Here is a 21,492-nt window from a genome sequence, read left to right as displayed (position 1 = left end):
CCGTCTCTTACTTGGCGGTCTCGGTGACCAGGCGCTCGACGGCGTCCACGGCATCGCCGATGGCGGCCGGGTTCTGGCCGCCGCCCTGGGCGACGTCCGGCTTGCCGCCACCGCCGCCGCCGAGGGTCTTGGCGGCCGTGCGGACCAGGTCGCCGGCCTTCAGGCCACGCTCGCGGGCGGCCTCGTTGGTGGCGATGACCGTCAGCGGCTTTCCGTTCGCCACCGTGAACAGGGCGACGACGGCGGCCCGTCCGCCCTGGATGCGTCCGCGCACGTCAAGGACGAGCTTGCGCAGGTCGTCGGCGCTCGTGCCGTCCGGGACCTGACCGGTCACGACGGCAACGCCACGGATGTCCTTGGCAGACTCGGCGAGACCGGCGGCGGCCTGGAGGACCTTCTCGGCGCGGAACTTCTCGATCTCCTTCTCGGCGTCCTTCAGCTTGCCGAGCATGGCAGAGACCTTCTCCGGGAGCTCCTCCGGGCGGCCCTTGATCAGCTCCTGGAGCTGGGCGACGACCGTGTGCTCCCGGGCGAGGAAGTTGTAGGCGTCCACGCCGACCAGGGCCTCGATCCGGCGCACACCCGAGCCGATGGAGGACTCGCCGAGCAGCTTCACCAGGCCCAGCTGGGCGGTGTTGTGCACGTGGGTGCCGCCGCACAGCTCCTTGGAAAAGTCGCCGATGGTCACCACACGGACGCGCTCGCCGTACTTTTCACCGAATTCGGCGATGGCGCCCTGCTTCTTGGCCTCGTCGATGCCCATGACGTCGGCACGGACGTCCAGGTCGCGGGCGAGCACCTCGTTGATCTTCTGCTCGACGTCGGTCATCACGGCCGTCGGGACGGCGGACGGGGAGCCGAAGTCGAACCGGAAGCGGCCGGGCTGGTTCTCGGAACCGGCCTGGGCGGCCGTCGGGCCGAGGGCGTCGCGCAGGGCCTGGTGGGTCAGGTGGGTGGCCGAGTGGGCACGGGCGATGGCCTTGCGGCGGCGGTCGTCGATCGAGGCGTGGGCCTTGGCCCCGACGGTGACCTCGCCGACCTGGACGACGCCCTTGTGGACGTAGACCCCCGGCACCGGCTTCTGGCAGTCGCGGATCTCGATGACGGCACCGGTGTCGACCTTGATCCTGCCGGTGTCACCGATCTGGCCACCGCCCTCGGCGTAGAACGGGGTGCGGTCGAGGACGATCTCGACCTCGTCGCCCTCGGTGGCGGCCGGGGAGGAGGCACCGTCGACGAGGATGCCGACGATCGTGGACTCGCTCTCGGTGTCGGTGTAGCCGATGAAGTCGGTGGCGCCGGCCTGGTCGGCGATCTCACGGTAGGCACCGGCACCGGCGTGCCCGGTCTTCTTGGCCTGGGCGTCGGCCTTGGCGCGCTCCCGCTGCTCCTTCATCAGGCGCCGGAAGCCGTCCTCGTCCACGGAGAGGCCCTGCTCGGCGGCCATCTCCAGGGTGAGGTCGATCGGGAAGCCCCAGGTGTCGTGGAGCAGGAAGGCCTTGTCGCCGGGCAGGACGGTGCCGCCGGCGGCCTTGGTGTCGGTGACGGCCGTGTCGAGGATGTTGGTGCCGGCCTTCAGCGTCTTGAGGAAGGCGTTCTCCTCGGCGAGGGCGACCTTCTCGATGCGCTCGCGGTCGGTGATGAGCTCGGGGTACTGCTGGCCCATCATCGCGATCACGGTGTCGATCAGGTCCTTCACGACCGGACCGGTGGCGCCGAGCAGGCGCATGTTGCGGATGGCGCGGCGCATGATGCGGCGCAGCACGTAACCGCGGCCCTCGTTGCCGGGGGTGACGCCGTCGCCGATGAGCATCACGGAGGTGCGCATGTGGTCGGTGACCACGCGCAGGGAGACGTCCGAGTCGTGGGCGTCGCCGTAGCGGACGCCGGTGAGCTCGGTGGCCTTGTTGATGACGGCCATCGAGGTGTCGATCTCGTACATGTTCTGCACGCCCTGCAGAATCATGGCGAGGCGCTCGAGGCCGAGGCCGGTGTCGATGTTCTTGCTGGGCAGCTCACCGAGGATCTCGAAGTTGTCCTTGCCGATGCCCTCGCCCCGCTCGTACTGCATGAAGACGAGGTTCCAGATCTCCACGTACCGCTCGTCGTTGACGGCAGGGCCGCCCTCGGCGCCGAACTCGGGGCCGCGGTCGTAGTTGATCTCGGAACACGGGCCGCAGGGGCCGGGGACGCCCATGGACCAGTAGTTGTCCTTCATGCCGAGGCGCTGGATGCGCTCCTTCGGCACGCCGACGACGTCGTGCCAGATGCGCTCGGCCTCGTCGTCGTCCTTGTAGACCGTGATCCACAGGCGCTCGGGGTCGAGGCCGTAGCCGCCCTTGTCCTGGGCGCTGGTGAGCAGCTCCCAGGCGAGCTTGATGGCGCCTTCCTTGAAGTAGTCGCCGAAGGAGAAGTTGCCGCACATCTGGAAGAACGTGCCGTGCCGGGTGGTCTTGCCGACCTCTTCGATGTCCGGCGTGCGCACGCACTTCTGCACGCTGGTGGCGCGGTCGAAGGGCGGCTTGACCTCACCCAGGAAGTAGGGCTTGAAGGGCACCATGCCGGCCGGGACGAGGAGCAGAGTCGGGTCGTCCGCGATGAGCGACGCCGAAGGGACGACGGTGTGACCGCGCTCCTCGAAGAAGCTCAACCAGCGGCGGCGAATCTCAGCCGACTCCATCAGTGGTCCTCATTCCGGTTGTACGGGTACGTCTGGTACGCCGAACCCTCGACGTACTTCGGGTTGTTGCGGTTCTCGATGGCGGCGAACCGCCGGGGGCCGGGGAGTTCGGGGTTCTCGTTGATCCCGAGGGCGTCGCCCAGTTCGGCCTCCCGCACGGCCATGTTGTCCCGGACGTCGAGCGCGAAGCCGACCGCGCGGTCCTTGATGCGGTGACCGGCCTCGATCGCCTTGTTGCCGGCGGTTCTGGCGAGGCTCTCGGGGGTCAGCTGCTTCAGCTTGCGATTGACCTTTGTGGTGGCCCACACACCGGCGGCGACGCCCGTGGTGAACCAGAAGGTGCGGCGGAACATCGCTGGTTCTCAGTCCCTCTTGTCTCGGGCGCTGCGCCGGGTGACCGTGCGGCCCACGATCACGGTACGCCTGGGCGCCTTGGCGGGCACGTCCTCCTTGCGTCCGCCCAGTGCCCGGCGCACGCCGTAGCCGAAGGCCGCGACCTTGACCAGGGGGCCGCCGAAGGTGGAGGCCACCGTCGTCGACAGCGCCGAGGCGTTCGACGTGACCTCCTGGACGTCGGAGGCGATCGAGTCGACCCGGTCGATCTGCGTCTGCGCGGAGCGCACCGCCGCCGAGGCGTCGGCCAGCAGCGGGACGGCCTGGTCGGTCACGTCCGCCACAAGCTTGGTGGTCGCCTTGAGCGTCTGGGCCACCCTCGCCAGCGCGACGGCGAGGAAGGAGACCAGGATCGCCCAGAACACGGCCACCAGGATCCCGGCAACCTCTCCACCGGACACTGTGTGCACCCGCTCCCTGAAACGTGCCTGAACATCAAAAAGTCGTGCGACGAGCCTATCGCGCCGGAGGTTGCGCTCCGTACCGGTTTCCCGCGCGGGAGCAGGGGAATCGCGAAAGCCCGCCGCCTCGCCCACCCGGACAGGTGGGGAGACGGCGGGCTGAGGTACCGCGTGCCTGCCGAGGATCAGCGGGCGTAGTACTCGACGACGAGCTGCTCGTCGCAGATCACCGGGATCTCCTTGCGGTTCGGCTCGCGGTCCAGGCGGAACGCCAGGGCCTTGAGGTTCACCTGGAGGTAGCGCGGGGTCTCACCGTCGGGGGCGAAGCCACCCTCACGGGCGATCGTGAAGAGGGTCTTCTCCTTGGAACGCTCGCGAACCTGCACGACGTCGTCCGGACGGACACGGAAGGAGGGCTTGTCGACCTTCTTGCCGTTGACCGCGATGTGGCCGTGGACGACCATCTGGCGGGCCTGGTAGATCGTGCGGGCGATGCCCGAACGCAGAACCAGGGCGTCGAGACGGCGCTCCAGCTCGATGATCAGGGCCTCACCGGTCTTGCCCTGGACCTTGGAGGCACGCTCGTAGGCGCGGACGAGCTGGCGCTCGGACACGTCGTACTGCGCGCGCAGACGCTGCTTCTCGAGCAGACGGACCTTGTAGTCCGAGTTCTGCTTGCGGCCACGGCCGTGCTCACCCGGCGGGTAGGGGCGGGCCTCGAAGTACTTGACGGCCTTCGGGGTCAGCGCGATGCCGAGGGCACGCGACTTCTTGACCTTGGGGCGGGACTGGTTCGCCACTGTCTTTTCTCTTTCCTGGTTTCCGGCTTGTCAGGGTTGAGGGAGGTCGCATCCGCAGCCGGGGAAACCCGCCTCGGTCCTGGTGGACCGCGGTGGGCAGCCGCTCCCCTGGTCTGGGCACATACGTGCAGCACGCGAGTGGCCCACCGACCGGTTCCGTCGTGCGACGGTGGTGGTGGGCTGCCCGCGACACCGTTCGACGGTGCGCGACGCTCCTGGAGCCCTTCCCGGAGGACTGTGCCCCCGGACTGGCTCCGGCCGACTGTCCCGTTCTGACTGCACGGGACGCGGCACTCCGGACGAGTTTACAGGGTGCTCAGGACCGCTTTCGACCGAGGTTCTTCCGGGTCCACTCCACCGCGTCCGCGTAGCGGGCCTCCGCCCCGTGCCGGGTCGGCTCGTAGTACTCGCGGTCCTTCAGTTCGTCGGGGGCGTACTGCTGGGCCGCGATGCCCTCGGGCAGGTCGTGCGGGTAGACGTAGCCCTGGCCGTGGCCGAGCTTGGTCGCACCCTTGTAGTGGCTGTCGCGCAGGTGGGCGGGCACGGGTCCGGCGTGGCCCTTGCGTACATCCTCCAGGGCTGCGCCGATCGCCGTGGTCGCGGCGTTGGACTTGGGGGCCAGGGCGAGGGCGATCGTGGCGTGGCTGAGGGTGAGGGCGGCCTCGGGGAAGCCGATCATGGCGACGGCCTGGGCGGCGGCGACGGCCGTCTGCAAGGCGGTCGGGTCGGCCAGGCCGATGTCCTCGCTGGCGGAGATCATCAGGCGGCGGGCGATGAAGCGGGGGTCCTCGCCGGCTTCGATCATCCGGGCCAGGTAGTGCAGGGCCGCGTCGACGTCGGAGCCGCGGATGGACTTGATCAGGGCGCTGGCCACGTCGTAGTGCTGGTCGCCGTCCCGGTCGTACTTCACGGCGGCCCGGTCGACCGTCTCCTCCAGGGTGGTCAGGCCGATCTCCGCCTCGCCCTTGTCGAGGGCGGCTCCGGCGGCCGCCTCCAGGGCGGTCAGGGCACGGCGGGCGTCGCCGCCGGCGATGCGCAGGAGGTGGCTCTCGGTCTCCTCGGGGAGGGTGACGGCCTCCTTGAGGCCGCGCTCGTCGGTGAGGGCGCGGCGGATGAGGCTCCTGATGTCGTCGTCCGTGAGCGGTTCGAGGGTGAGCAGCAGGGAGCGGGACAGCAGGGGGGAGATGACCGAGAAGTACGGGTTCTCCGTCGTCGCCGCGATGAGCGTCACCCAGCGGTTCTCGACGGCCGGGAGCAGGGAGTCCTGCTGGGCCTTGCTGAAGCGGTGGATCTCGTCGAGGAAGAGGACGGTCTCCTTGCCGTAGCCGCCGGATGCGCGGCGGGCGCCGTCGATGACCGCGCGGACCTCCTTGACGCCGGCGGTGATCGCGGACAGCTCCACGAAGCGGGCGTCGGTGGCCTTGGAGACGACGTAGGCCAGGGTGGTCTTGCCGGTGCCCGGCGGGCCCCACAGGAGCACCGAGGAGGGACCGGCCGGGCCGGAGGCCTCCCCGACCAGTCTGCGCAGGGGTGAGCCCGGCTTCAGCAGGTGCTGCTGGCCCACGACCTCGTCGAGGGTGCGCGGGCGCATCCGCACCGCCAGGGGGCTGCTGGACGGCTCCTTCTCCTGGCGTTCTTCGGCTGCGGCGGTGAACAGGTCGGGCTCCACGTCAGAAACCCTAATTCACGGCACTGACAATCCGGCCGGGCCCCGGAACCGGGGGCTCAGCTGAGCCAGAAGTCCCACCAGCGGGTCAGGATCAGCATGCCGATGATGCCGATGTGCAGCACGGGCATGACCCACGTGAACTCGCCGAAGAAGCTCTTGAGCCAACTCGGGGCGGGCAGGAAGCCCTTGCGGATGTTGAACGACGTCACGTACCAGAACATCAGGATCGTGGCGACCCAGGCCAGGCTGCACCACAGGCACAGCGCGTTGATCCGGTACAGGGACTGGAACGTCAGCCAGGCGCAGAAGCCCACGCCGAAGAGGCAGCCGGCGTTGAAGGTGAGCCAGTACCAGCGCGGGAAGCGGGCGCCGGCGAGCAGGCTCATGCCGACACCGATGACGATCGCGTAGGTGACGAGGCCGAGCATCGGGTTCGGGAAGCCGAAGACCTCGGCCTGCTTGCTCTCCATGACGCTGCCGCAGGAGACCACGGGGTTGAGGCTGCACCCGGGCGTGAACGTCGTGCCCGCGACCTTGGCCTCGAGGATCTTGAACTTGTCGATCGTGATGACCCACGCGGCGAGCAGTCCGGCCGCGCCGGTGATCACCAGCAGCAGGGCCAGGGCCCGGCTGCCGCCCTCCGTGCGGGACGCGGGCTCGGCGCACTCCGGCTCGGACTCCGTGGAGACGTCCCTGACTGTCGTCTTGCTCATCACGCCGATTCCGTCACTAGAGACCTGACCATCTTCGGGCAGGACCATTGTGCCGCACAGGGGCCGTGTCCACCGTTCAGTGGACATAAGGTCGGCCGCCCGGTCGTCCCTGAGGGTTGCGTTCCGGCCGACGCTCGTCGCATGACAGCACAGGGGTACGAACTCGCCGTGCACGTACGGGGACTGCGCAAGCGCTACGGGGGCGTGGCCGCCGTGGACGGTATCGATCTCGGCATCCGGCGTGGCGAGGTGTTCGGCCTGCTCGCACCCAACGGCGCGGGCAAGAGCACCACGGTGGAGATCCTCCAGGGCAACCGGGACGCGGGCGAGGTGTACGTCCTCGGGTCGGACCCGGCGACCGGCACGCGCGCGTGGCGGTCGCGCGTCGGGATCGTCTGGCAGGACGAATCGGCGCCCGCCGAGTTGACGGTCCGGGAGACCGTGCGGCACTTCGCCCGCTACTACCCCCGGCCGCGGGACCCGGAGGAGGTCATCGCCTGACCGGTCTGGAGGCCAAGGCGGACAGCCGGATCAAGGCGCTGTCGGGTGGCCAGCGCAGGCGTCTGGACGTGGCGCTCGGCGTCATCGGAGGCCCTGACCTGCTGCTTCTGGACGAACCGACGACCGGGTTCGACCCGGCGGCCCGGCGCCGCTTCTGGTCGCTGATCCGCGCCCTGGCCGACGACGGTGGATCTGCGGATGCCGGGCGGCGGGGGTGTGGACGCCATCGAGCGGATGGCGCGGGCGGGGTTGGCGTGCCGGGTGGTCGTGCTGACGACCTACGAGACGGACCGGGACATCCTGCGGGCCGTGGAGGCCGGGGCCGCGGGCTACCACCTGAAGGACCTGCCGCGGGCGGAGCTGGCGGAGGCCGTGCGGGCCGCCGCACGCGGCGAGATGGTGCCGGCCCCGTCCGTGGCGGCCCGGCTGGTCGACCGGCTGAGGACGAAGCCGGAGCGGCCACGCCTGTCGGAACGCGAGACGGCCGTGCTGCGGCTGGTCGTCGAGCGGTGCACGAACGCGGACATCGGGCGGCGGCTGTTCATCGGGGAGTCGACCGCGAAGACGTATCTGCTGCGCGTCTTCGGCAAGTCGGGGGTGGACGACCGGACGGCGGCCGTGACTTACGCGATGCGGTTCGGGCTCCTGGAGGAGTGAGGAGTGGGGAAGGCGCCGTGCCCCGGCGCCTTCCAACCGGCTGCCTCAGCCGAGCCGTGCCTCCAGCTCCGCCACGATCTCGTTCACGCCGACCGCCGTCTGCTCGCCCGACTCCATGTCCTTGAGCTGGACGACGCCCTCGGCGAGGTCGCGTTCGCCGGCGACGACCGTGTAGCGGGCGCCGCTGCGGTTGGCGTTCTTCATCGCGCCCTTGAGGCCCTTGCCGCCGTAGGAGAAGTCGGCCGCGATGCCGTTCTTGCGCAGTTCCGTGACCTTGGCGAACAGGACCCGGCGGGCCTCCTCGCCGAGCGGGACGGCGAACACGCTGGTGGTGGCGGGCAGTTCGAGCTCGACGCCCTCCGCCTCCAGGGCGAGGACCGTGCGGTCGACGCCGAGGGCCCAGCCGACGGACGGCAGCGCGGGGCCGCCGATCATCTCGGAGAGGCCGTCGTAGCGGCCGCCGCCGCCCACCGCGGACTGCGAGCCGAGGCCGTCGTGGACGAACTCGAAGGTGGTGCGGGTGTAGTAGTCCAGGCCGCGGACCAGCTTCGGGTCGTCCTCGAAGGTGACGCCCGCCGCCGTGATCAGCTCGCGGACCTCCTCGTGGTACGCCTTGCAGGCGTCGCACAGGTAGTCGCGCAGCAGCGGTGCGTCCCCGAGCTGTTTCTGGACCGACTCGCGCTTGTCGTCCAGGACGCGCAGCGGGTTGATCTCGGCGCGGCGCAGGGTGTCCTCGTCCAGGTCGAGGCCGCGCAGGAACTCCTGCAGCGCCGACCGGTAGACGGGGCGGCACTCCTGGTCGCCGAGGCTGTTGAGCAGGATCCGGAAGTTGCTCAGGCCCAGCGAGCGGTACGCCTGGTCGGCCAGGATGAGCAGCTCGGCGTCGAGCGCCGGGTCCTCCGCGCCGATCGCCTCGGCACCGACCTGGGAGAAGTGCCGGTAGCGGCCCTTCTGAGGGCGCTCGTAGCGGTAGTACGAGCCGGAGTACCAGAGCTTGACCGGGAGGTTGCCGGCCTTGTGCAGGTTGGCCTCCAGCGCGGCGCGCAGGACGGAGGCCGTGCCCTCGGGACGCAGGGCGAGCTTGTCGCCGCCCTTGGTCTCGAAGGCGTACATCTCCTTGGTCACGATGTCGGTGGACTCACCGACCCCGCGCGCGAAGAGTTCGACGTTCTCGAAGCCGGGCGTCTCGATGTAGCCGTAGCCGGAGTTGCGCAGCGGAGCGGCGATCGCCTCACGGACGGCGAGGTACTTGGCGCTGTCCGGCGGGATGAGGTCGTACGTGCCCTTGGGGGCCTTGAAGGTGCTCACGGAAGGTCTCGTCACATTCCTCGTCGGGGAGCCTGAGGTGCTCCCTGGCCGGTCGCCACCTGCCGCAGGTACGGGTTGGTGGAGCGCTCCTGGCCGATGGTCGTCTGGGGGCCGTGGCCGGACAGCACCACGGTCGAGTCGTCGAGCGGCAGGCACACGCGGGCCAGCGAGTCGAGCATCTCGGCCATGTCACCGCCGGGCAGGTCGGTGCGTCCGATGGAGCCGGCGAACAGCAGGTCGCCCGAGAAGAGGATCGGCGGGATGTCCGCCGCCTCGGGCATGCCGAAGGTCACCGACCCCTTGGTATGGCCGGGTGCGTGCGCGACGGACAGCTCCAGGCCCGCCAGCTCCAGCTTCGCCCCGTCGGCCAGCTCCTTGACGTCATCGGGCTCCCCCACGGTCAGCTCGCCGAGCAGCGGCATGCCGATGGAACGGCCGATCCCCTTCTCGGGGTCGTTCATCATGTACCGGTCGTCGGGGTGGATCCAGGCCGGCACGTCGTGTGCGCCGCACACCGGGACGACGGAGGCCACGTGGTCGATGTGGCCGTGGGTGAGGACGACGGCGACGGGCTTGAGCCGATGCTTCCTGACCGCTTCCGCGACGCCGTCGGCGGCCTGATGGCCGGGGTCGATGATCACGCACTCCTCACCGGCGGCGGGGGCGACGAGGTAGCAGTTCGTCCCCCAGGCCCCGGCGGGGAACCCGGCAATGAGCACGATCGTCCTTCGTTGTGTCGATACGGGCGGCTACGGCTGCTCACAGAGCCTACCGGCGCTGCCGATTCCTCAGCGAACCCATATACGGTACGGGGCACACGCAGGCGGTCGGCACACAGGACGCAGGCGTACCGGTCGACGTTCGAGACCCATGAGGAGAGAACCCGGTGGTCAGCCAGGAACAGCGGCGGCGTCAGCTCGCCCGGGAGAAGTTCTTGCGGCAGCAGCAGCGACGCACTGACGCGCGGCGCAAGGCCCGTATCCGCAACTCCGTGATCGCCTCCGCTCTCGGCGTGATCGTGGTGCTCTCGGTGACGGTCTTCCTGACCAAGCCGTTCGAGGACGACGGCAAGACGGAGAACGCGAACGCGGACGTCACCCCGAGTGCCACACCGAGCAAGGCCCCGGATCCGTGCGAGAAGCCGGCTCCGGGCAAGGTCAAGTCGGAGACCTGGAAGAAGGAACCGGCGATGACCATCGACGAGTCGGCGAAGTACACGATGAAGCTGGACACGACCTGCGGCGAGATAGACGTCGCGCTGAAGGCGTCGGCGGCGCCGCACACGGTGAACTCGTTCAACTTCCTGCTCGGCAAGGGCTACCTGGACCACAGCAAGTGCCACCGGCTCACCGACCAGGGCATCTACGTCCTGCAGTGCGGCGACCCGAAGGGCACCGGCATGGGCGGACCGGGCTACACGATCCCGGACGAGAACCTCAAGGACAAGAGCCTCAAGGGCGGGGTGTACCCGGCGGGCACGGTCGCGATGGCGAACCAGTACAACGCGCAGACGAAGCAGGGCCGCAACAGCGGCGGAAGCCAGTTCTTCCTCGTCTACCAGGACAGTCAGCTGCCGCCCGACTACACACCGTTCGGTACGGTGTCCGAGGCGGGCATGAAGGTCCTGAAGAAGATCGCCGCCGCCGGAGCGCAGGCCCCCGACCCGCAGACGGGTAACACGGCGCCCAACGCGACGGTCGTGATCAACAAGGCCACGATCACGAAATCCTGACCCCTCAACTGCGAAATTTCGGTCGCGCGGGATGCGGACAGGCCCCCCGCCGGTCGCCTATGTTGGCCGTGACGAAACTGTGGACGATGCCCGGGGGAGCTTCAGGCCCCTCGCAGGCATCATGTGGAGGAGGCGCTGTGAGCAGCGACCCGTGGGGCCGCGTCGACGAGACGGGGACCGTGTACGTGCGTACGGCCGACGGCGAGCAGGTCGTCGGTTCCTGGCAGGCGGGCTCCCCCGAGGAGGCGCTGGCCTATTTCGAGCGCAAGTACGAGGGCCTGGTTGTCGAGATCGGCCTCCTCGAGAAGCGAGTGAAGACCACCGACCTGTCGGCGAAGGACGCCCAGGCCGCCATCGACCACATCCGGGAGCAGGTCGACGCGCACCACGTGGTGGGCGACCTGGACGCCCTGCGGGTCCGGCTGGACAAGCTCGTGGAGCTGGTGGAGGCGCGCCGCGAGGAGCGCAAGGCGCAGCGGGCGAAGCAGTCCGACGAGGCGCGCAGGTCGAAGGAGGCTCTGGTCGCCGAGGCGGAGGAGCTGTCGCAGTCCGACCAGTGGCGGGCGGCCGGTGAGCGGTTGCGGGCGCTGGTGGACACCTGGAAGGGTCTGCCGCGCCTGGACCGCAAGTCCGACGACGAGCTGTGGCACCGGTTCTCGCACGCGCGGTCGGCGTTCTCCAAGCGGCGCAAGCAGCACTTCGCGCAGCTGGACGCGCAGCGCGAGGAGGCCCGCAAGACCAAGGAGCGGCTGGTCTCCGAGGCCGAGGCCCTGTCGAACTCGACGGACTGGGGCGTGACGGCGGCGCGCTACCGCGAGCTGATGTCCGAGTGGAAGGCCGCGGGCCGAGCGCAGCGCGAGCACGAGGACGACCTGTGGAACCGCTTCCGCGGCGCCCAGGACGTGTTCTTCGCGGCCCGCAGCTCGGTCTTCGCCGAGCGGGACGCCGAGCAGTCGGAGAACCTCAAGCTCAAGGAGGAGCTGGCCGAGGAGGCCGAGAAGCTCCTGCCGATCACGGACCTCAAGGCGGCCCGGGCCGCGTTCCGGAACGTGAACGAGCGCTGGGAGGCCATCGGCCACGTACCGCGCGACGCCCGGCCGAAGGTCGAGGGCCGGATGCACGCGGTCGAGCGGGCCATCCAGGAGGCCGAGGAGGCCGAGTGGCGCCGGACGAACCCGGAGGCACGCGCGCGTGCCGAGGGTCTCACCGGCCAGCTCCAGGCCGCCGTGGACAAACTGCGGGGCCAGATCGAGCAGGCCCGCGCGCAGGGCAACAACGCCAAGGCCGACAAGCTCCAGCGTGAGCTCGACGGCCGGCAGGCGCTGCTGGAACAGGCTCTGAAGGGCCTGCAGGAGTTCGGCGGCTGATCGGCCGACGCGAAGGGGGGCTCCCGTACACCTGGTACGGAGCCCCCCTTTCGTGTGGCCGCTAGGACCTGCTGCGCGCCGACGTCACCCGGTACACGTCGTAGACGCCCTCCACGCCCCGGACCGCCTTGAGCACGTGCCCGAGGTGCTTCGGGTCGCCCATCTCGAAGGTGAAGCGGGAGGTGGCGACCCGGTCGCGGGAGGTCTGGACGGCCGCGGAGAGGATGTTGACGTGCTGGTCGGACAGCACGCGGGTGACGTCCGAGAGGAGCCGGGAGCGGTCCAGGGCCTCGACCTGGATGGCGACGAGGAAGACCGAGGACTGGGTGGGCGCCCACTCGACGTCGAGGATGCGCTCCGGCTCACGGGACAGCGAGTCCACGTTCACGCAGTCGCTGCGGTGAACCGATACGCCGCTGCCGCGGGTGACGAAGCCGATGATGGGGTCGCCCGGGACGGGCGTGCAGCAGCGGGCCAGCTTGACCCACACGTCGTCGACGCCCTTGACGACAACACCCGGGTCCGCGCTGGTGCGGCGCTTGCGGCTGCGGCCGCGGGCCGGCGGGACCGACTCGTCGATCTCCTCGGTGGCGGCCTCCTCGCCGCCGAGGGCCTGGACCAGCTTCTGCACGATGTTCTGTGCGGAGACATGGCCCTCGCCGATCGCCGCGTACAGCGCGGAGATGTCGGCGTAGCGCATCTCGTGGGCGAGGGTCACCAGGGAGTCGCCGGTCAGGATGCGCTGGATCGGCAGGTTCTGCTTGCGCATCGCGCGGACGATGGCGTCCTTGCCCTGCTCGATCGCCTCGTCGCGGCGTTCCTTGGAGAACCAGGCCCGGATCTTGTTGCGGGCCCGCGGTGACTTGACGAAGCCGAGCCAGTCGCGGGAGGGGCCCGCGCCGGGTGCCTTGGAGGTGAAGACCTCGACCAGGTCGCCGTTGTCGAGGGTGGACTCCAGCGGGACCAGCCGGCCGTTGACGCGGGCGCCTATGGTGCGGTGCCCGACCTCGGTGTGCACGGCGTAGGCGAAGTCCACCGGCGTGGCACCGGCGGGGAGCGCTATGACGTCGCCCTTGGGGGTGAAGACGAAGACCTCGTTGCGGGACAGGTCGAAGCGCAGGGACTCCAGGAACTCGCCCGGGTCCTCCGTCTCCTTCTGCCAGTCGAGCAGCTGACGCAGCCAGGCCATGTCGTTGAGGTGGTCGTCCTTGCCCTTGCCGGACGACTTGGGGGCGTCGCTGCGCACCTTGGAGGCGCCCGCGACGGCCTCCTGCTTGTACTTCCAGTGCGCGGCGATGCCGTATTCGGCGCGACGGTGCATGTCGAAGGTGCGGATCTGCAGCTCGACCGGCTTGCCGCCGGGGCCGATGACCGTCGTGTGCAATGACTGGTACATGTTGAACTTGGGCATCGCGATGTAGTCCTTGAACCGGCCGGGTACCGGATTCCATCGCGCGTGCACCGTGCCGAGGGCCGCGTAGCAGTCGCGGACGGTGTCCACGAGGACGCGGATGCCCACCAGGTCGTAGATCTCCGCGAAGTCCCGGCCGCGGACGATCATCTTCTGATAGACGCTGTAGTAGTGCTTCGGGCGACCGGTGACGGTCGCCTTGATGCGGGCCGCGCGCAGGTCCTGCTGGACCTCGTCGGTGACGATGGCCAGGTACTCGTCGCGCTTCGGTGCCCGCTCGGCCACCAGCCGGACGATCTCGTCGTACATCTTGGGGTAGAGGATCGCGAAGGCGAGGTCCTCCAGCTCCCACTTGATGGTGTTCATGCCCAGGCGGTGGGCGAGCGGCGCGTAGATCTCCAGGGTCTCGCGGGCCTTCTTCTCCTGCTTCTCGCGCTTGAGGTAGCGCATGGTGCGCATGTTGTGCAGGCGGTCGGCGAGCTTGATGACCAGGACGCGCGGGTCCTTGGCCATGGCGACGACCATCTTGCGCACCGTCTCGGCCTGTGCGGCCTCGCCGAACTTGACCTTGTCCAGCTTGGTGACGCCATCGACGAGCAGGGTGACGACGTCGCCGAAGTCGCGGCGCAGGTCGTCCAGACCGTACTCGGTGTCCTCGACCGTGTCGTGCAGCAGCCCGGCCATCAGCGTGGCCGGATCCATGCCCAGCTCGGCGAGGATGGTGGTGACGGCGAGGGGGTGCGTGATGTACGGGTCGCCGCTCTTGCGCTTCTGTCCGCGGTGCCAGCGCTCGGCGACCTGGTAGGCGCGCTCGATCTGGCGGAGCGTGGCCGTCTCGATCTTCGGGTCGTTGCTGCGCACTATCCGCAGCAGCGGCTCCAGCACCGGGTTGTACGGGTTCGCGCGCTGCACCCCGAGCCGGGCCAGACGGGCGCGGACGCGGTTGGAGGAGCCGCTGCGGGCCGGCTGACCGGAGGCCTGCCGCACGGGCGGGGCGGGCTTGGGCCGGGCCTGCTCGGCGGGCTTGTCGACCGGCGTCGACTGGGCGTGCTCGACCGGCCCGCGGGTGTCGTTCTTCGCGTGGGGCGCGTTCGGCGCGGGCTTGGCCGCGGCTGCCGAGGCGGACTCGGGCTTGGCGGCGGTCAGGTGCTGGGCCTCGTCTGGCAAGAGGGCTCCTCGTGCGCGATCCGGTTCCCCCGGTCAGGCTCCGGACCCCCATGGTAGCGATCCCGGGCCCCGGGATCGCCTTCAGGCCAATGTGAGGACCGTCTACCCGGGAAACGCACCAGGCGGGCACCGGATGTCCGGTGCCCGCCTGCGCGGTGTCGTGCCGGTGTCCACCGGCCCGCTGCGCGGTTGCTAGACCGTGAGCAGGGCCTCCAGCAGAGCGCCGTTCAGGGCCGGCTCCAGGCGGGCGCGGCCGCTCAGGAAGCCGAGCTCCATGAGGACGGCGAGGCCGGCGACCTCGGCGCCGGCCCGGCGGATGAGCTGGACCGAGGCCTCGGCGGTGCCGCCGGTGGCGAGGACGTCGTCGACGACGAGCACCCGGTCCTCGGCGGTGAGGTCCTCGGCGTGCACCTCGATCTCCGCCGAGCCATACTCCAGGTCGTAGGCCTGGGCGAGGGTGGCTCCGGGGAGCTTGCCCGCCTTGCGTACGGGGATGAAGCCGAGCCCCGCGCGGACCGCGACCGGGGCGCCGAGGATGAAGCCGCGGGCCTCCAGGCCGACGACCTTCGTGGCGCCGGTGCGCTGGGCAATCTCGGCGAGGGCGTCGGTCAGGGCGGTGAACGCCGCCGGGTCCGCCAGGAGCGGGGTGATGTCCTTGAACATCACGCCCGGTTCCGGGTAGTCGGCCACGTCGCGGATGCGGCTGAGCAGCAGCTCCCTGATGTCGGTCATCGGCGCTTCCCCGAGGGACGGCCGCGGCCACGTGTGCGCGAGGCGGGCTGGTTGCGCGGCCCGACCACCGCGGGTGCGGCGTCCTCGGGCTCGTCCGCGTACGCCTCCTCGTCGTGGGCCTCGGTCCCTCCCTGGGCGGCGGACTGGGCCCGCTTGGCCATGACGCGCTTCTTCAGGGCCTTCATCGCCGGCTCGCGCTCCTTGAGGTCGGCGACGAGCGGCGTGGCGATGAAGATCGAGGAGTACGCACCGGCGGCGAGACCGACGAACAGCGACAGCGAGATGTCGTTCAGCATGCCGGCGCCGAGGACGCCGCCACCGATGAACAGCAGCCCGGCGACCGGCAGCAGCGCGACGACCGTGGTGTTGATGGAGCGGACCAGGGTGCTGTTGATCGAGCGGTTGGCGACGTCGCTGTAGGTCCAGCGGGTCTGTTTGGTGAGGTCCTTCGTCTGTTCCTTGAGGCTGTCGAACACCACGACCGTGTCGTAGAGCGAGTAGCCGAGGATGGTCAGCAGACCGATGACCGTGCCCGGTGTGACCTCGAAGCCGACGAGGGCGTAGATGCCGACCGTGATGGTGATGTCGTGGATCAGCGCGACGAACGCGGCCACCGCCATGCGCCATTCGAAGGCGATCGCCAGGTAGATCACGACGAGCACCAGGAAGATGCCGAGGCCCTGCCACGCCTTGTTGGCGATCTGCTCACCCCAGCTGGGGCCGACCAGCTCGGCGTTGATCTGCTCCGAGTCGATCTTGAGGTCGTCGGCGAGCGTGCTCTTGATCTCGTTGGCCGCGCCGGTGTCGATGCCGGCGACCTGGATGCGCAGGCTGCCGTCGCCGAGCTTCTGGACGATCGCGTCGTGGCCGGAGGCCGCTTCCGCGTACTCCTCCGCCTGGGACACCGAGGCGGAGGTGTTCTTCGGGGTGTTGAAGACGGCGCCGCCCTGGAACTCGATGCCCATGTTCAGGCCTCGGACCGTCAGGCCGACGATGGCCGTGATGGTGATCAGGATGGACAGGCCGTACCAGATCTTGCGGTTCTTGACGAAGTCGTAGCCGATTTCGCCACGGTGCAGCCGGGCGCCGAGGTTGCCGAGCTTCGACATCTCACGCCTCCTTCGTCTCGACGGGGGCGGAGGGACGGCGGGTGCGGCGCAGCGGCGGCTGGGCACCCAGGCTCTTCGGGTCGAGGCCGGACCACTTGTGGCCGTTCGCGAAGAACGGGCGGCGGGCCATGAGCGTCAGCAGCGGCTTGGTGAAGAGGAACACGACGACCACGTCGAGCAGGGTGGTCAGGCCGAGCGTGAACGCGAAGCCCTGGACCTTGCCGACGGTGACGATGAAGAGCACCGCGGCGGCGAGGAAGGACACGAAGTCGGAGACCAGGATGGTGCGCCGGGCACGCGGCCAGGCCCGCTCGACGGCGGGGCGCAGAGAGCGGCCCTCGCGGATCTCGTCACGGACGCGTTCGAAGTACACGATGAACGAGTCCGCCGTGATGCCGATGGCGACGATGGCGCCGCAGACGGCCGGCAGGTTCAGCGCGAAGCCGATGGCCGGGCCGAGCAGGGACATGAGCGTGTAGGTGAGGGCGGCGGAGACCAGCAGCGAGAGGATCGCGATGAACGACAGGCCGCGGTAGTACGCCAGCAGGTAGATGACGACCAGCGCGAGACCGATCGCGCCCGCGATCAGACCCGCCTGCAGCTGGTCACCGCCCAGCGCGGCGGTCACGGTCGTCATGCTGTCGACCTTGAAGGTCAGCGGCAGCGCACCGTAGCTCAGCATGTTGGACAGGTCCTGGGCGGACTGCTGGTTGAAGTTGCCGGAGATCTCGGCGTTGCCGCCGGTCAGGGCCTGCCGGACGTACGGGTCGGAGACGACGTCGCCGTCCAGGACGATCGCGAACTGGTTCTGCGGGGACTGGTTCTGCGCCAGCTTGCCGGTGATGTCCGCGAACTTCTTGGCTCCGGCGTCCGTGAAGTCCATCGTGACGGTCCAGCCGGCACCGGTCTGGGTGTTCAGGACGGCCTGGGCCTTGTCGACGTCCGTGCCGTCGACCTCGGCGGGGCCGAGGATGTACTTCTGCCACTGGCCCTGCGCGTTCTTGCCGCACGCCAGGGTCGGGTCGGAGGCCTTGACGCCGTCACCCACGCTGGAGCGGGTCTTCTCGTCGGTGCAGTCGAGCTTGGCGTACTTCGCCTGCAGCGCGTTCGCGTCGCCCTCGGCGGTGCCGCCGCTCCCCGACGGGGAGGGGCTGGCCTTGTCGCCCTTGTCCGAGGCGCTCGCGGAGGGCGTGGCGTCGGCCTTCAGGGCGTCCGTGACGGCACGGCCCTGGGTGGTGGGAGAGGCGGACGGGGACGCGGATCCCTTGTCGGTGGCCTCGGGCTTGTCGGTGGCCTTGCCGGACGGCTTGTCCGTGGGGCTGCCGGTGGGGCTCGGGGAGGGGCTGGCCGTGCCCTGGCCGCCGGCGATCTCGGTGGCGATGACCGGACGGAAGTAGAGCTTGGCGGTGGTGCCGACCTGCTTGCGGGCCTGCTCCGAGTTGGTGCCCTTGGGAATGTTGACGATGATGTTTTCCCGGCCCTGCGTCTGGACCTCGGACTCGGAGACGCCCAGACCATTGACACGGCGCTCCATGATGGAGACGGCGGTGTCCATGTTGGTCTTGTTGATCGCCGCCTCGTTGCCGGCCTCGGGGACCGCGCGGAGCGTGATGCTCGTACCGCCGGCAAGGTCGATGCCGAGACGGGGCTTCGTGTGCCCCGAGGCGAACATCCCACCGGTGAGCGCCGCGATGGCGATCAGGATCAGGGCCAGCGAGCGCCCCGGCTTGCTCTGGGCGCTCGCGTTCCTGCCCTTTTTAGGTGTGGCCACCTTCTCGTACTCCCTCTCGGGCCACCTCGCTCCGGATCGGCGGACGGGCGGCCATGACATGGTGTCGGCACTCCGTGCGAGCTGGGCGTGTCCCGGGGCGCGCGGGCAGGACCCGCGCACCCCGGGACACGACTACTTCGCCTCGGAGTCGCCGTCGGTCTTCTTCGGCTCTGCGTCCGGCTTGGCCTCGGCCGCCTCGCCGGCCGGCTCCTCGGCCGCGTCCTTCTTGCCGAGGTCGACGGCCTTGTCGTCAGCGGGGGTGTCGGCCGCGGAGTCGTCGGTCTCGGTGAGGGAGGAGGCGTCGTCCGGGACGATGTCGGAGTCGGACTTCAGGTCGTGCTCGATGCCGTGGACGATGCGGTTGTACTCGTCGTCGGTGAGGACGGCACCGATGGCGTTCTTGGCGAAGAGGAGATCGACGCCGGGGCCGGCGTCGACGAGGACGGTGTCCTCGTTGACCTCCTTGACCGTGGCGTACATGCCCCCGATGGTGCGGATACCGCTGCCGGGCTGCATTTGGTTCCGCATCTCCACGGCCTGCTGCTGCTTCTTCTTGGCCGACCGGGTCATCAGGAACATGGCCCCGATGAGCACGATGAACGGGAGGAGGGTCAGGAGACTCACGGGTCGGTACTTCCTTCACACGACCGCGCTGTGAGCGGCCAGATGGTTGGGGGTGTGTACGCCGCCGACAAAGGCGGCATCGGCGGAGTCTAAGCGAGTCCGCGCGCATGGAACAACGCTCAGCATGGCACCGGGGTTCCTGCTCCGGCCACTGACCTCGCCGCCCCGGAGCCGTGACGGCGCCGTCACGCCCCGAACAGGTCCTGTTGTCCGTTTCCGGCGGTCTGGGACCGTGGCGGGGTCAGGCCGAGATGTGCCCATGCGGCGGGCGTGGCGACCCGGCCGCGGGGGGTGCGGGCCAGCAGCCCCTCCCGTACGAGGAAGGGTTCGGCGACCTCCTCCACGGTCTCACGTTCCTCTCCGACCGCGACAGCGAGCGTGGAGAGGCCGACCGGGCCGCCGCCGAACAGCTTGAGCAGGGCTTCCAGCACGCCCCGGTCGAGGCGGTCGAGGCCGCGCGCGTCCACCTCGTACACGGCGAGTGCCGCTGCGGCGATGTCCCTGGTGATCAGGCCGTCGGCCTTGACCTGCGCGTAGTCGCGGACGCGGCGCAGCAGGCGGTTGGCGATGCGGGGCGTGCCGCGGGAGCGTCCGGCGATCTCGGCGGCGCCCTCCGGCTCGATCTCGACTTCGAGGAGGTTCGCCGAGCGGTGGATGACCCGCTCCAGTTCGGCCGGTTCGTAGAACTCCATGTGCGCGGTGAAGCCGAAGCGGTCGCGCAGTGGGGGCGGCAGCAGGCCTGCGCGGGTGGTGGCTCCGACCAGGGTGAAGGGGGGCAGTTCCAGGGGGATGGCCGTGGCGCCGGGGCCCTTGCCGACGATGACGTCGACGCGGAAGTCCTCCATCGCCATGTACAGCATCTCCTCGGCGGGCCGGGACATGCGGTGGATCTCGTCGAGGAAGAGGACCTCGCCCTCCTGGAGGGAGGAGAGGATCGCGGCGAGGTCGCCGGCGTGCTGGATGGCGGGGCCCGAGGTGATGCGGATGGGGGCGCCCATCTCGGCCGCGATGATCATCGACAGGGTGGTCTTGCCGAGGCCGGGGGCGCCGGAGAGCAGCACGTGGTCGGCCGTCGCGCCCCGCGCGCGTGCGGCGCGCAAGACGAGGTCGAGCTGCTCGCGGACCTTCTCCTGGCCGATGAACTCGTCCAGGTCCTTGGGGCGCAGGGCGGCCTCGACGGCCTGGTCCTCACGGTCGGCGACGGAGTCCACCAGCCGCTCTGCGGCGTCGGCGTCGGTCGTGTCGTCCCAGTTCATGTGATGTGCCTCAGGGTGGGGGTCAGCGGGCGCGGTTCAAGGTCTGGAGGGCCGCCTTCAGCAGTTGGCCGACCTGGGGCGTGCCCCCGGCGGCCTCGGCCTGGGGGGCCACGGCCGTCACGGCCTCATCGGCCTCGCGGGTCGCGTACCCGAGGCCGATCAGGGCCGCGTGCAGCTGGTCACGCCAGCCGCTGCTGACCGGTGCGCCGACGGCGGGAGCGCCGACCGGCGCGCCGAGCCGGTCCTTCAGCTCCAGGAGCAGTTTCTGCGCGCCCTTCTTGCCGATGCCGGGGACGGCGGTGAGGGCCTTCTCGTCGGCTGTGGACACCGCCCGGCGCAGCGCGTCGGGGCTGTGCACGGCGAGCATGGCCTGGGCGAGTCTCGGCCCGACGCCGCTCGCGGTCTGGAGCAGCTCGAAGACCTGCCGCTCGTCGTCGTCCGCGAAGCCGTAGAGGGTGAGGGAGTCCTCGCGGACGACCAGGGAGGTGTGCAGCTTGGCCGGCTGCCCCATGCGGAGCGTGGACAGCGTGTTCGGCGTGCACTGGACGGCCATGCCGACGCCGCCGACCTCGACGACCGCGGCGTCCGGAGCGAGTGCGGCCACTGTGCCGCTGACGAAGGCGATCATGCCGTCCGGCCTTTCGGTGCTTTGGCGGTGTGCAGGGCGACGGCCTGCTGGAGTCGGTTCTGCGCGGGGGCGCGCCAGATGTGGCAGATGGCGAGGGCGAGGGCGTCGGCCGCGTCGGCGGGCTTGGGCGGGGCGCTGAGCCGGAGCAGGCGGGTGACCATGGCGCCCACCTGTGCCTTGTCGGCGCGGCCGCTGCCGGTGACAGCGGCCTTGACCTCGCTCGGGGTGTGCAGGGCGACGGGGATGCCGCGGCGGGCGGCGCAGAGCATCGCGACGGCGCTGGCCTGCGCGGTGCCCATGACCGTACGGACGTTGTGCTGGCTGAAGACGCGTTCGACGGCGACGTATTCGGGCCGGTGCTCGTCGAGCCACTGCTCGATGCCCTGCTCGACGGCGACGAGGCGGTGGCCGAGGTCGGCGTCCGCCGGCGTGCGGACGACGCCGACGCCGATCATCGTGAGCGGCCTCCCGGCGACGCCCTCGACGACTCCGACACCACACCGGGTCAGTCCCGGGTCCACCCCCAGTACGCGCACGCGCCCTCCCCTTTTTGCGGCTAAACCGCCGCCGCTC

18 protein-coding genes and 2 pseudogenes are annotated in these 21,492 nt (G+C 70.0%); 4 read left to right on the top strand and 16 right to left on the bottom strand.

Features of this window, described 5'->3' with window-relative positions:
- Positions 1-7: 7 nt before the first annotated feature.
- The 6 genes from alaS to OO68_RS19325 form a co-directional block, all read right to left on the bottom strand.
- Positions 8-2,680: an alanine--tRNA ligase gene (gene alaS, locus OO68_RS19350; RefSeq protein WP_033309655.1), complete on the bottom strand. Its 2,673-nt coding sequence runs from the start codon at positions 2,678-2,680 to the stop codon at positions 8-10.
- On the bottom strand, positions 2,680-3,033 hold the full coding sequence (locus tag OO68_RS19345) for a hypothetical protein (RefSeq protein ID WP_033309654.1): 354 nt from the start codon (positions 3,031-3,033) through the stop codon (positions 2,680-2,682). The genes alaS and OO68_RS19345 overlap by 1 nt, the downstream gene beginning before the upstream one ends.
- A 9-nt stretch (positions 3,034-3,042) precedes the next feature.
- Positions 3,043-3,483 (bottom strand): DUF948 domain-containing protein, encoded by a 441-nt coding sequence (locus OO68_RS19340; protein ID WP_209442599.1) that lies wholly within the window; start codon positions 3,481-3,483, stop codon positions 3,043-3,045.
- Positions 3,484-3,659: 176 nt separating this feature from the next.
- The gene (gene rpsD, locus OO68_RS19335; RefSeq protein WP_010046470.1) at positions 3,660-4,274 is read right to left on the bottom strand and encodes a 30S ribosomal protein S4; all 615 of its coding nucleotides are present in this window, start codon (positions 4,272-4,274) and stop codon (positions 3,660-3,662) included.
- Between the two features lie 316 nt (positions 4,275-4,590).
- Positions 4,591-5,943, bottom strand: a complete 1,353-nt coding sequence (locus OO68_RS19330) for a replication-associated recombination protein A (RefSeq protein WP_033309652.1) — start codon at positions 5,941-5,943, stop codon at positions 4,591-4,593.
- A 56-nt stretch (positions 5,944-5,999) separates the two neighbouring features.
- The gene (locus OO68_RS19325) at positions 6,000-6,656 is read right to left on the bottom strand and encodes a vitamin K epoxide reductase family protein (protein ID WP_033309651.1); all 657 of its coding nucleotides are present in this window, start codon (positions 6,654-6,656) and stop codon (positions 6,000-6,002) included.
- 141 nt (positions 6,657-6,797) lie between these two features.
- On the opposite strand from OO68_RS19325, the pseudogene OO68_RS42360 reads away from it, so the two are divergent.
- Positions 6,798-7,345, top strand: a pseudogene (locus OO68_RS42360) (ABC transporter ATP-binding protein); the annotation flags it as partial.
- Positions 7,344-7,814 (top strand): annotated as a pseudogene (locus OO68_RS19315) (LuxR C-terminal-related transcriptional regulator); the annotation flags it as partial. The pseudogenes OO68_RS42360 and OO68_RS19315, both read left to right, overlap by 2 nt.
- Positions 7,815-7,859: 45 nt before the next feature.
- Here OO68_RS19315 and hisS read toward each other — a convergent pair.
- Entirely contained in the window at positions 7,860-9,122 is a 1,263-nt protein-coding gene (hisS, locus tag OO68_RS19310) for a histidine--tRNA ligase (protein WP_033309649.1), read from the bottom strand.
- Positions 9,123-9,133: 11 nt separating this feature from the next.
- Positions 9,134-9,841 (bottom strand): MBL fold metallo-hydrolase, encoded by a 708-nt coding sequence (locus OO68_RS19305; protein ID WP_033309648.1) that lies wholly within the window; start codon positions 9,839-9,841, stop codon positions 9,134-9,136.
- 167 nt (positions 9,842-10,008) lie between these two features.
- Between OO68_RS19305 and OO68_RS19300 the strand changes: the two genes are divergently transcribed.
- Positions 10,009-10,854, top strand: a complete 846-nt coding sequence (locus tag OO68_RS19300) for a peptidylprolyl isomerase (RefSeq protein WP_033309647.1) — start codon at positions 10,009-10,011, stop codon at positions 10,852-10,854.
- Positions 10,855-10,991: 137 nt separating this feature from the next.
- Entirely contained in the window at positions 10,992-12,221 is a 1,230-nt protein-coding gene (locus OO68_RS19295; RefSeq protein ID WP_033309646.1) for a DUF349 domain-containing protein, read from the top strand.
- Between the two features lie 61 nt (positions 12,222-12,282).
- On the opposite strand, the gene relA is transcribed toward OO68_RS19295, so the two are convergent.
- The 8 genes from relA to ruvC all read right to left on the bottom strand — a co-directional run bounded on the left by relA (position 12,283) and on the right by ruvC (position 21,455).
- Entirely contained in the window at positions 12,283-14,799 is a 2,517-nt protein-coding gene (gene relA, locus OO68_RS19290) for a GTP pyrophosphokinase (RefSeq protein ID WP_033309645.1), read from the bottom strand.
- Positions 14,800-14,991: 192 nt separating this feature from the next.
- Positions 14,992-15,531: an adenine phosphoribosyltransferase gene (locus OO68_RS19285; RefSeq protein WP_033309644.1), complete on the bottom strand. Its 540-nt coding sequence runs from the start codon at positions 15,529-15,531 to the stop codon at positions 14,992-14,994.
- Positions 15,528-16,640, bottom strand: a complete 1,113-nt coding sequence (gene secF, locus OO68_RS19280) for a protein translocase subunit SecF (protein ID WP_033309643.1) — start codon at positions 16,638-16,640, stop codon at positions 15,528-15,530. The genes OO68_RS19285 and secF overlap by 4 nt, the downstream gene beginning before the upstream one ends.
- Before the next feature lies 1 nt (position 16,641).
- Positions 16,642-18,411 (bottom strand): protein translocase subunit SecD, encoded by a 1,770-nt coding sequence (secD, locus tag OO68_RS19275; protein ID WP_033309642.1) that lies wholly within the window; start codon positions 18,409-18,411, stop codon positions 16,642-16,644.
- Between the two features lie 132 nt (positions 18,412-18,543).
- The gene (yajC, locus tag OO68_RS19270; RefSeq protein ID WP_033309641.1) at positions 18,544-19,035 is read right to left on the bottom strand and encodes a preprotein translocase subunit YajC; all 492 of its coding nucleotides are present in this window, start codon (positions 19,033-19,035) and stop codon (positions 18,544-18,546) included.
- Positions 19,036-19,220: 185 nt separating this feature from the next.
- Positions 19,221-20,291 carry a Holliday junction branch migration DNA helicase RuvB gene (ruvB, locus tag OO68_RS19265; RefSeq protein ID WP_033309640.1) on the bottom strand — a complete coding sequence of 357 codons (1,071 nt, stop codon included), beginning with the start codon at positions 20,289-20,291 and terminating at the stop codon, positions 19,221-19,223.
- A 22-nt stretch (positions 20,292-20,313) separates the two neighbouring features.
- Positions 20,314-20,919 carry a Holliday junction branch migration protein RuvA gene (gene ruvA / locus OO68_RS19260; RefSeq protein WP_033309639.1) on the bottom strand — a complete coding sequence of 202 codons (606 nt, stop codon included), beginning with the start codon at positions 20,917-20,919 and terminating at the stop codon, positions 20,314-20,316.
- Complete coding sequence (gene ruvC, locus OO68_RS19255) at positions 20,916-21,455, bottom strand: crossover junction endodeoxyribonuclease RuvC (protein WP_033309638.1); 540 nt, start codon at positions 21,453-21,455, stop codon at positions 20,916-20,918. The genes ruvA and ruvC overlap by 4 nt, the downstream gene beginning before the upstream one ends.
- Between the last annotated feature and the right edge of the window lie 37 nt (positions 21,456-21,492).

The sequence above is a fragment of the Streptomyces iakyrus genome (assembly GCF_000717055.1).
GTDB classification, from domain to species: Bacteria; Actinomycetota; Actinomycetes; order Streptomycetales; family Streptomycetaceae; genus Streptomyces; species Streptomyces iakyrus.
Note: the sequence above shows the minus strand (reverse complement) of the source record. Positions and strands in the feature narration are given on the sequence as shown.